The organism is Micromonospora sp. 4G55 (assembly GCF_016803375.1).
In genome coordinates this window covers 1-10,818 of the sequence record NZ_JAEVHN010000179.1, presented here as the reverse complement: position 1 = coordinate 10,818, position 10,818 = coordinate 1, and the positions used below count along the sequence as shown (strand labels likewise).

At 73.4% G+C, this 10,818-nt stretch carries 7 protein-coding genes and 2 pseudogenes; 7 read left to right on the top strand and 2 right to left on the bottom strand.

Translation table 11 applies throughout. From position 1 onward, the window contains the following. The 5 genes and pseudogenes from JNW89_RS16580 to fxsT form a co-directional block, all read left to right on the top strand. Positions 1–362 (top strand): annotated as a pseudogene (locus JNW89_RS16580) (aminotransferase class III-fold pyridoxal phosphate-dependent enzyme); the annotation flags it as partial. A gap of 20 nt (positions 363–382) precedes the next feature. Beyond that, positions 383–820, top strand: coding sequence for an HEXXH motif-containing putative peptide modification protein (locus tag JNW89_RS16575; RefSeq protein WP_309139994.1), 438 nt, complete (start codon positions 383–385; stop codon positions 818–820). A 167-nt stretch (positions 821–987) separates the two neighbouring features. Further along, a complete protein-coding gene (locus JNW89_RS16570) occupies positions 988–1,629 on the top strand; it encodes a TIR-like protein FxsC (RefSeq protein WP_238449601.1) in 642 nt (213 codons plus the stop codon). Beyond that, positions 1,616–2,782: a TIR-like protein FxsC gene (locus JNW89_RS16565; protein WP_238449600.1), complete on the top strand. Its 1,167-nt coding sequence runs from the start codon at positions 1,616–1,618 to the stop codon at positions 2,780–2,782. The genes JNW89_RS16570 and JNW89_RS16565 overlap by 14 nt, the downstream gene beginning before the upstream one ends. Further along, a pseudogene (fxsT, locus tag JNW89_RS16560) lies at positions 2,779–6,692 on the top strand (FxSxx-COOH system tetratricopeptide repeat protein). The gene JNW89_RS16565 and the pseudogene fxsT overlap by 4 nt, the downstream one beginning before the upstream one ends. Here fxsT and JNW89_RS16550 read toward each other — a convergent pair. Continuing rightward, entirely contained in the window at positions 6,686–7,639 is a 954-nt protein-coding gene (locus JNW89_RS16550; RefSeq protein ID WP_309139993.1) for an alpha/beta hydrolase, read from the bottom strand. The pseudogene fxsT and the gene JNW89_RS16550 sit on opposite strands and share 7 nt — an antisense overlap. 231 nt (positions 7,640–7,870) lie before the next feature. After that, positions 7,871–8,884 carry a helix-turn-helix transcriptional regulator gene (locus tag JNW89_RS16545; RefSeq protein WP_238449598.1) on the bottom strand — a complete coding sequence of 338 codons (1,014 nt, stop codon included), beginning with the start codon at positions 8,882–8,884 and terminating at the stop codon, positions 7,871–7,873. 212 nt (positions 8,885–9,096) lie between these two features. Here JNW89_RS16545 and JNW89_RS16540 point away from each other — a divergent pair, with 212 nt between their 5' ends. Further along, complete coding sequence (locus JNW89_RS16540; RefSeq protein WP_238449597.1) at positions 9,097–10,032, top strand: diacylglycerol kinase family protein; 936 nt, start codon at positions 9,097–9,099, stop codon at positions 10,030–10,032. 715 nt (positions 10,033–10,747) lie between these two features. Next, on the top strand, positions 10,748–10,818 hold a 71-nt coding region (locus JNW89_RS38835; protein WP_375155108.1), incomplete at its 3' end, for a hypothetical protein.

The following is a 10,818-nucleotide window of genomic DNA, read 5'->3' as shown; positions in this document are numbered from 1 at the left end:
GCTACCACGGCGACACGTTCCACCCGATGAGCGTCTGCGACCCGGAGGGCGGCATGCACCACCTCTGGGGCGACGTGCTGCCCCGGCAGGTCTTCGCGCCCGTTCCGCCCGGTGGCTTCGACGACCCGCCCGACCCGGCGTACGTGGCGGCGCTGACCGACGCGGTGGAGCGGCACGCCGACGAGCTGGCCGCGGTCATCGTCGAACCGGTGGTGCAGGGCGCCGGCGGGATGCGCTTCCACCACCCGGAGTACCTGCGGGTGCTGCGCGAGGTGACCCGGGCGCACGGGGTGCTGCTGGTCTTCGACGAGATCGCCACCGGCTTCGGCCGTACCGGCGCCATGTTCGCCGCCGAGCACGCCTGCGGACGCTGCTGCGCGCGGTGGTGCCGTTGGAGGCCGACGAGGGCGGGATGCAGCGCAGCGCCGCCGCCGGGGCCGCCTTCGGCGCGGTGGCCGTCGCCCCGGTCGGAGACGACGCGGCGCTCGCGGTGCTGCTGGTGCACGAGGTGCAGCACCTCAAGATGCACGCGGTGCTGGACGTGTGCGACCTGTTCGACCGGCACGACCGGCGCCGGCTGACCGTGCCCTGGCGGGCGGACCCGCGACCGGTGGAGGGCGTCCTGCACGGCACGTACGCCCACCTGGCCGTCGCCGACGTGTGGCGTCGCCGGCCCGGCGGCGCGGCGGCGACCACCTTCCGCCGCTACCGCGACTGGACCGACGGCGCCCTCGACGCGCTGCTCGACCTCGGCGCGCTGACCGCCGCCGGCGAGCGGTTCGCGCACCGGATGCGCGACACACTGGACAGCTGGTCGTGACCCCCGATGCCGCCGCGGTCACTGCTCCGGGCACCGATCGGCCGAGGCGCGGGTGACGGGGACACCCGGTATTGCGTACGCCGATACTGTGGACGGTTCAGGATGTCCGACGTCGGGCGGGAGCGGCAGGTGACCGAGGAAGAGTTCCGGGTCGACCGTCCGCGCCCGTGTTCTTCCTCAGCTACGCCCGGACGAAGAACCGGGTCGCCGCGCCCCCGCGGGACACCAACAGCAAGGTGTTCCAGCTCTTCGTCGACCTCTCCGACCACGTGGTCGAGCTGCTCGGCCTGCCCCCGGGGCGCCCGGCCGGCTTCATGGACCGGATGATCGACGGCGGGCAGCTCTGGACGGAGGACCTGGCCTTCGCCGCCGGTCACAGCCAGGTCTTCATTCCGCTGATCTCGCCGCAGTACCTCAACAGCGCCTGGTGCGCCCGCGAGTGGGACGCCTTCGCCCGCCGCCGGTTCACCCTGCGCCCCGGTGCGGCGGCCACGCCGGGGGAGACCCCGATCATCCCGGTCAACTGGTCGGTCGTGGAGCGGCAGCGGGTGCCGCCGGTCGTGTCGCAGCGGCAGATGTTCACCCCCACCCGGTTACCCTCGGACATCGCCCCGCAGTACCACGACGAGGGCATCTACGGCCTGCTCAGCCTCGGCAAGAACGGCAAGGACGCCTACGACGCGGTGGTGTGGCGCCTGGCGCAACGGGTCGCCCGGGCGTACCACACGCACTGGGTGCAGGCCCAGGTCCCCGCCGACCTGCAGCAGCTCCGCGCGACGTTCGAGGAGGTCGGGCATGACCTGGTCTGACGCTTCCTCGTCCGGCGCGCCGCCGGGCCGGCAGACGTACTTCTTCCTCAGCTACGCCCACTCGGTGCCGCTGTCCGCGTCGGCCCGCCCCGACACCGACTTCTGGGTCAACCGGTTCTTCCAGGACCTCGGCGCCGTCGTGCGACGCGGCGCCCGCCGCACCGGCGAGCTGGACGTGGGGTTCTTCGACGGGCTGGTCAGCCCCGGCGCCGACCTCAAGCAGACGCTCACCGACGCGCTCAGCGTCGCCCACGTCTTCGTGCCGCTCTACTCGCCCAAGTACTTCAGCAACGCCTGGGCGGTCGGCGAGCGGGACTCGTTCCGCAGCCGGCTCACCCGGCTGACGCCCGGCCGGGCCGCGCGGCACATCCTGCCGGTGCTCTGGCTGCCCCTGTCGCCCTGGGAGGAGCGGCCCGAGACGGCGCAGGCGCTGGAACTGGTCCGCGACGGCGCCGAGCGGGCCGACTACGCCGAGAACGGGCTGCGGGCGCTGTGCAAGCTCAGCGCCTACCGCCGGCAGTACGAGAGCATCCTGTCCGTGCTCGCCGACCGGATCATCACGGTGGCCGAGAGCGAGCCGCTCGCCCCGTCCCGCGCCGCGACGGTGACCAGCCACCCGGTGACCGACAGCGGGGAGACCGCGCTGGTGGTCACCACGCTCACCCCGCACGACCCGCGCTGGCGGCCGTACGGCGACCAGCACGAGCTGGCCGTCGCCGACTACGTCGCGGCCACCGGCGAGCGGCTGGGCCTGTCCACCCGGGTGGTCGCCTTCGCCGACGCCCGCGCCCAGGCGCCGCAGTGCCCCACCGTCGTGCTGGTGGACGCCGCCATCGGCGCCGAGGCCGCGCGCGACGCGGTCGACGGGCTGCCCCGCTGGGCGGTGCCGCTGGTCATCGCCGCCGACGGTGCGCGTGGCGAGACGACGCCCGAGGCGATCGCCGGTACGTTGCAGGACGCGCACTTTCCGCAGGTGCTGCCGGTGCGGGACATCGCGGAGTTCGAGCGCTGCGCGCCGCAACTGGTGATCGAGGCCCGTAAGCAGTTCCTCCGACACGGTCCGGTCGATCCGCCCGACGGCCCGGCCGTGCCCCGGCCGAGCCTGCGTCCGGCCGGCGCATCAGACGTAGGGCGAGGGAAGGAAGACCGATGACGGGACCGCGCGATGGCCAGGTCGTCACCTTCTACTCATACAAGGGTGGCACCGGTCGCACGATGGCGCTGGCCAACACGGCCTGGATCCTGGCCGCGAACGGGCAGCGGGTGCTCGTCGCCGACTGGGACCTGGAATCCCCCGGCCTGCACCGGTTCTACGCGCCGTTCCTCGACCCGGAGCAGGTCGCCTCCACCGGCGGGGTGATGGACCTGATCCTGGAGTACGAGTGGGAGAACGCCCGGCGCCGCGCCGAGTCCGACGCCGCCGCCCGCCCCGGTGACTGGCACCGCCAGTTCGCCCGGGTGCACAAGTACGCCTTCTCGGTGAACTGGGAGTTCCCCGGCGGCGGCAGTCTCGATTTGCTGCTCGCCGGCCGGCACAACCCCGACTACGCCACCAGCGTCACCGGCCTGAACTGGGACAACTTCTACAACCGCCTCGGCGGCGCGCAGTTCTTCGACGCCTTGCGCGAGGACATGAAGCGGCACTACGACTACACGCTGATCGACAGCCGTACCGGCATCAGCGACGTCGCCGAGATCTGCACCATCCACCTGCCGGACGTGCTGGTGGACTGCTTCACCCTCAGCGACCAGGGCATCGACGGCGCCTCGGCGGTCGCCCGCCGGGTCCGGGGCTACGAGGGACGCCGCGCGCGGCGGGTGCTGCCGGTGCCGATGCGGGTCGACGACGGGGAGAAGGGCAAGCGGGACGCCGGCCGGACGCTGGCGATGCAGCGCTTCGCCGGCCTGCCCAGCGGCATGACCGACGCCGAACGCCAGGAGTACTGGCTGACGGTCGAGGTGCCCTACCGGGCGTACTACGCCTACGAGGAGACGCTGGCGACCTTCGGCGACGAGCCGGGCGGCCGGACCACGCTGCTGTCCGCGTACGAGACGTTGACCAGCCACATCACCAACGGCCGGATCGGCTCGCTGCCTCGGCTCGACGAGGCGCTGCGCCGGCAGACCGTCCAGCGCTTCGAGCGCAAGCCGGCCGTCCCCGACGAGCTGATCGTGCTGCGGCACGCCGCCGAGGACCAGGCCTGGGCGGAGTGGGTGCAGGCGGTGCTCACCGGCGCGGACCTGCGGGTGCTGACCGTCGCGCCGGGCGCCGTCGCGCCGGTGAAGGCCGACACCGCCTCCCGCGAGCTGCGGTTGGTCTCCCGGGCGTACGTCGCCGCGCGGGACCGGCTCGGCCCGGACGTCGTCGGGCGCGGCGGCGCCACCCTGGCCGTGCACCTCGACGACACCCCGCCCGCCCCGGACGTCCCCGTCGGCAGCTGGACCTCGGTGCACAGCCGGAGCGTCGAGGCCGCCACCGAGCAACTGCTCAAGCTCGTCGGGCGGCCCACCGGCGACGGCGGGCGGGGCCTGCCGGGCGCCCGCTTCCCGGCCGTCGGGGCGGAGGTGTTCAACCCGCCCGGGCGCAACGTCCGCTTCACCGGCCGCGAGCAGCTGCTGCGCCGGCTGCGCGAGGAGCTGAAGGCCGGCGGCAACGAGCGCACCCCGGTGGCGCTGCTCGGCGGCGCCGGCATCGGCAAGACCCAGCTGGCCATCGAGTACGCGCACCGCTTCCGCGGCGCGTACGACATCGTCTGGTGGATCGACGCGGACCCGCCGCAGTTCGTCGATGTGCAGGTGTCCGACCTCGGCCGCGAACTCGGCCTGCCGGAGCTGCCGACCATCCCGGAGAAGACCCGGGCCGTGCGGCAGTGGCTCAGCCGCGCCGAGCGCCACGAGGACGGCGGCCAGCCACCCCGGTGGCTGCTGGTGTTCGACAACGCCGACCAGTACGAGCACGTCAAGGACTTCCTGCCGCAGGGCAACGGGCACGTCCTGGTCACCACCCGCAACCCGGACTGGGGGGACCTGGCCCGGGCGGTGGACGTGGAGGCGTTCCAGCGGACGGAGAGCGTGTCGCACCTGCGCGCCCGCATCGGCGAGCAGCTGATGAGCGTCGCCGAGGCCGAGCAGGTCGCCGAGGCGGTGGAGAACATCCCGATCCTGGTCGCGATGGCCGGCGCCTGGCTGGCCGACACCGGCACCCCGGTGGGCGACTACCTGGCCGGGCTGGAGCGCACCGGCCCGGAGACCGACGTGTGGGGCCACTCCCTGCAGCGGCTCAAGGAGCAGTCCGCCGGCGCGTACCGGCTGCTCCAGCTCTCCTCGGTGCTGGCGCCGGAGATCTCCCTGGACCTGCTCTACGGCGACCAGGTGGCCCGGGTCATCGCGCCGCACGACCCGGTGGTGGCGGCCCGGGTCGCCGACCGGGTGTCCGAGCGGGACATCGCGGCGGCCCTGGTGCAGCGGATCAACCGGCTCGCGTTGATCAAGGTGGACCTGCACGCCCAGCGGGTGCAGGTGCACCGCCTGCTCCAGGCCGCGCTGCGGGTCCGCATGTCCGACACCGAGCTGAACGAGATCAAGCACGACGTGCACCGGATCCTCGCCGGGTCGCGCCCGTCGGGCGAGGTGGAGGACCCGGCCGTGCAGGACCGGTTCCGCATCCTCTGGCCGCACCTGGACGGCTCCGACGCCGTCTCCTGCCAGGACGACAACGTCCGCCAGCTGGTGATCGACCGGATCCGGTACATCTACCTCAACGGCGGCTTCGAGCAGGGCGAGCAGTACGCGCGGCAGGCCGACAAGACGTGGTCGACGCGGCTGGAGGAGCTGTCACCGGACTCGCCGCCGCACCGGGCGCTGCGGGTGCAGCTGCTGCACCTGCGGTTCAACTGGGCGAACCTGCTGCGCGGCCTGGGCCGGTTCGAGGAGGCCCGCCAGCTCGACGAGGACACCCTGCGCCAGCAGGAGGAGCTGATCGGCGCCAGCCACCCGTACACGCTGATGACGGCCGGCAGCTACGCCGGCGACCTGCGGGCCCTCGGCCGCTACCGGGAGGCGCTGGAGCGGGACCTGCGCACCTACTCCGCCTCGGTGGAGGTGTTCGGTGAGGACAACCGGCGCACGCTGGTCGCCGCCAACAACCTGGCCGCCTCCTACCAGCTGATGGGCCAGTTCGCCCGCTCGCGGGAGCTGGACGAGAGCACCTACCGCCGGCTGCGGCTGGTGCTCGGCGCCGAGCATCCGCGGACCCTCTTCTCCGCCAGCAACCTGGCTCGGGACCTGCGCGAGGTCGGCGAGTACGAGCGGTCGGTGTCGCTGCTGCGGGGCGTGGTGGAGGGCTACCGTCGGCTCTTCGGCGAGCACTCCCGTGACGCGCTCGTCGCCCAGGCCAACCTCGCCGTCTCGCTGCGCAGCACCGGGGAGATCGACGAGGCGGCCGAGCTGCTCGACGTCGCCTACGAGCGGCTGCGCACCAGCTTCGGCCCGACCAGCCCGGACACCCTGTTCAGCTGGCTGAGCCGCACGGCGAACATGATGCTCCAGGGGCAGGGCGCCCGGGCCGGGCGGAGCTGGCCGAGGTCGGGCAGATGTTCGCCCAGGTGTTCGGCGCCGAGCACCCGTACGCGCTGGTCTGCCGCAACAACCTCGCGGTGGCGACGTGGGACGCGGGGGAGCACGCCACGGCCCGCACGCTCGCCGAGTCCGCCGCCGAGGCGCTGCGCGCGACGCTGGACGAGCGGCATCCGTTCGCGATGGCGGCGGCGAACAACGCCGCGGTCTTCGACATCTACTCCGGCGAGCTGGAGGAGGGTCGGGCGCGACTGCGGACCGTCGTGGAGCGGATGGTCGAGGTGCTCGGCCCCGAACACCCCGACACCCTGCGCGGCCTGGGCAACCTGGAGGTCGTCCACCAGATGGCCTCGGGCGGGCTGGTGAGCATCGGCCGGACCCGGATCGCCGACCGGCTGGCCGACCGAATCGGTCAGCGGCATCCGAGCGTGGTGGTGCTGCGCGACGGCCGGCTGGTGCGCCGGGTGGTCGACCCGCACCCCTACTGATCGGGCCGGCTGCCGATCAGCACGTCCCGGCCCACCGGCGCGCCGACGTCGGTGAGCCAGCGCAGCATGCGCGGCAGCTCCTCGACGGCGTCGAAGTGCGCCGCGCCGGGCTGGACCTCCACCTCGGCGCCCGGAATCTGACCGGCCAGCCACCGTGCGTGGCTGGCCGGGGCGAAGGTGTCCTCCGCGCCGTGCCACAGCCGTACCGGCGTCACCGCGGTGTCGATCGCCCCGAGGTCGAACTTCCAGCTCCGCCGCAGCGCCAGCACGTCGTCGATCCACCCGTACGGGCCGGCGCGCAGCGCCTCCTCGTAGGTGTCGGTGATGAGCCGGCGCAGCGCCGCGTCGTTGACCGCCCGCCGGTCCGCCGCGCTCATCTCCACCATCAGCTCCTCCAGCAGGAACCGTGGATCCTCGATCGCCCGCGCGGCGCGGCGCCGGATCTGCTCGATCACCGAGGCGGTGTCGCGGTTGCCGTCGCCGCCGAAGCCGCGCACGTTGTCGCTGTTCATCCCGGCGAACCAGTCGAGCTGGGTGGCGTCGGACGGGGCGAAGCTGACCAGCACCGCGACCCGGGCCACCCGGCCGCGTAACGCGCCGTCGGCGGCGCAGGCCAGCGCGTGCGGGCCGCCGCCGGAGCGGCCGGCGACGGCGAAGTGTTCCAGCCCGAGCTGGTCGGCGATCGCCTCGACGTCGCGGGCGGCGTCGGCGACGTCGCGGCCCTCCCGCCGGTCGGAGTCGCCGTACCCGGGACGGTCGTGCGCGATGAGCCGGACGCCGAGCCGGTAGAGCACGATGCCGCGTGGCTTCGGGCCACGGCGGCTGCCGGGGGTACCGTGGAGCAGGAAGACCGGAAACCCGTCGGGCGCGCCGGTGACCTCGTACGCCACGCGCTTGTTGTCCGCGCGGTGGGCGAATTCGGCCCCTGGCTCGCCATCTCGGGTCACTCCAGCCTGCCTTCCGGTGCTGCGTTCAGCCAACGTGCGTAACCCGGTGGGTGAGGCCGCTGATCCGGCTGCGACAACCTCACTCAGCAGTCGAGCCTAACGGTCGGGCCGGTCGCGTCGCTACGGAGAGCATCGACAAGGGGCCGGATCTGTCGGAAACGACACCCGTCCGGTCCCTTCTCCTGAAACTTCCGCCGACGCCCTGACCGGCCGGTACGGGTGCTCGACGGATCACCGGTCGGCACCCGGGCGGCCCGCTCCGCACGCCTGCGCCCAGGCGTCGGTGGCCCACCCGCCGGCCGCGTCCGGGTCGGCGCCGGCGGCGCTCGGGTCGCCGTAGCGCCAGTGCAGCCCGGTACTGGGCGCGCAGCCGGGGCGGGCCACCTGCCACTCGTACGCGACGACGCCCGCGCGTTCCTGGCGGCGCGGGACCACGTCGGCGGTCGTCTCGGAGGTGAACGAGGTCTCGCTGCCCCAGACCGTGGGACGGGCGGCGGCGGGCAGGTCCAGCCGGATGGTCAGGCGGCGGGTGGGCAGCCGGATGTCGCGCTGCAACCAGTCGCCGAACTTCCACGCCGGCACCCGGTAGGCGTAGGTGAGCACGGTGTGCTGCCCGGGGTAGAGCGGCACGGGCGCGCCGCCGGTGTCGAACATCAGGGCGATCTTCAGGAAGGCGTCCCGGCTGCGGGTCACCCGCCAGCGCATCGGTTCCGGTCGGTCGGCGGCGATGGTGGCGGTGAAGTCGACCTCGTCCAGGGTGAGCGGGTGGCGGCTGTGGAAGTCCGTGGAGCGGGCCGGGTCGTCGGGGAACCGGTCGATGTCGATCTGCACGGTGTGCCGGGTGATCGGCTCGGTGCCGACGCTGTGCAGGACGCGCCGGAACCGGCACTCGTACCAGCCGTCGACGAGGCAGAGGGTGGCCTGCTCGTCGTCGATCACCAGGTGCGGCCCGGCGGGCGGCGGCACGGCGGTGGGGCCCAGGGCGGGTAGCCGGCCGTCGCCGCGGGTGCCGGCGAACTCGACGTACCGCTGCCAGATGCGGTTGCCGCTGTCGAGCACCAGTTCGACGCGGCGGGCGAACTCCTCGGTCGGCTGGTGCCGGCCGTTCTCGATGTGGCTGACGTACGAGGGGTCGAAGCCGGTCCGCTCCGCCAGTTCCTTCTTGGACAGTCGGCGCTGGTGTCGCCAGTGCGTGAGCTCCCGTACGAAAGCCGCAGCCGCATCGTCCTGTATGGAGCTGTCCATGCCCCCGTCCCTGGGTGTCGGGCCTCAAGTGTGTCCCAGGTGTTGCAGCCGCGCCAGCGGTGATTCGGCGGCCGGCAGCGCGTCCCGCCGGCCGGCGTCGAAACTGTGAACGCGGCGTTACCGGGCGGCCAACAGCGCCGCCGCGCGGCCCTCGGTCACCGGCTCGTGGCGCGACGCGTGGGAGTTCGGCGGTCTGGGTATCACCTCCGGTCATGAGCACGAGCAGCACGGCGACCGACGAGCGCCCCGCGACCAGCGCGAACGTGGGCGCGGTCGCGGTCGTCGCCCACCGGAAGAAGACCCTCGGCGGCGGCCTCGACGAGCTGCGCGCGACCCTCGTCGCCGCCGGGGTCGAGGACCTGCTCTGGTACGAGGTGCCCAAGAGCCGCAAGGCGCCCAAGAAGGCCCGAAAGGCGCTGAAGAAGGGCGCCGAGCTGGTCTTCGTCTGGGGCGGCGACGGCATGGTGCAGCGCTGCGCCGACGCCCTCGCCGGATCGGACGCCGCCATGGCGATCCTGCCCGCCGGCACCGCCAACCTCTTCGCCGCCAACCTCGGCATCCCCACCGACCTCGCCGAGGCGGTCCGCGTCGGCCTGCACGGCCACCGCCGCCGGCTGGACTTGGGCCGGCTCAACGGCGAGCACTTCGCGGTGATGGCCGGCGCCGGCTTCGACGGGGACCTGATCCGCGAGGCCGACCGCACCCTCAAGGGTCGACTCGGCCGGGCCGCGTACCTGTGGACCGGCCTGCGCCACGTGCGGGGCGAGCTGGTGCGTACCCGGATCCGGGTCGACGGGTCCGACTGGTTCGACGGCGAGGCGAGCTGCGTGCTCTTCGGCAACGTCGGCACCATCACCGGTGGAGTACCCGCCTTCGACGACGCCCGACCCGACGACGGGGCCCTGGAGATCGGCGTCTCCACCGCCAGCGGCGCGATCGACTGGGCGCGCACCCTCGGCCGGATGGCCGCCGGCCGCTCCGAGGACTCGCCGTTCGTCCGGATCACCCGTGGTCGCCGGATCAAGGTCCGCTTCGCGGTGCCGAAGACGTACGAGCTGGACGGCGGGGCGCGGGGCGAGACGACCCGGCTGAAGGTCAGGGTGGTGCCGGGGGCGTTGACGGTGTGCTGCCCCGCGACGGACAGTTGACGGGCGAACCGGCACGACGCGGGGGAGGGGCGATGGGCCCGTCACAGGACATGGTCACCGTCCGCCGCCTGCGCCGGGGCATCGGCGTGGTCGGCATCGCGATGCCGTTCGTGCTGACCCTCGGCAACGCCCTCTTCGCCGGGCGCCTCACGCTGCTCGAATCGATCAGCGGGGCGTACCACACGGGGATGCGGGACGTCTTCGTCGGCAGCATGTGCGCCATCGGCGTCTTCCTCGTCTGCTACCGGTATCGGCCGCTGGACGACGTGCTGAGCAGCGTCGGCGGCGCGCTGGCGGTCGCGGTCGCGCTGTTCCCCACCGCCTCGGGCGCCCGGGACGACCCGGTCAGCGCCACCGACATCCTGGTCGGGCGGGTGCACCAGGTCTGCGCCGCCGCCCTGTTCCTGCTGCTGGCCGGCTTCTGCCTGTTCCTGTTCACCCGGACCGACCCGGCCGCCGGCCCGGTCACCCCGGAGAAGCTGGTCCGCAACCGGGTCTACCGGGTCTGCGGCACGATCATCGTGGTGGCGGTGGCGCTCGCGCCGGCGAGCACCCTGCTTCCGGAGCCGGTGCAGGAGGCGGTGAAGCCGGTCTTCTGGTGCGAGACGGTCGCCGTGCTCGCCTTCGGCGTCGCGTGGCTGGTCAAGGGCGAGGCGATCATCCGGGACGCAGCGGTCGCAGCGCGGACCCGAGCTGAGCGGTTCCGCCGTGCCCGCTGGGCGACTGGCGTGAGGAGATCGTCTGGCCCACCACCGACAGTCGGGCGCTGCGGATCTACAGCACGCC

Coding starts and splice junctions, on each gene's coding strand:
- JNW89_RS16565 (WP_238449600.1), top strand. CDS start 1,616: ATGACCTGGTCTGACGCTTCCTCGTCCGGCGCGCCGCCGGGCCGGCAG.
- JNW89_RS16545 (WP_238449598.1), bottom strand. CDS start 8,884: ATGGACAGCTCCATACAGGACGATGCGGCTGCGGCTTTCGTACGGGAG.
- JNW89_RS16540 (WP_238449597.1), top strand. CDS start 9,097: ATGAGCACGAGCAGCACGGCGACCGACGAGCGCCCCGCGACCAGCGCG.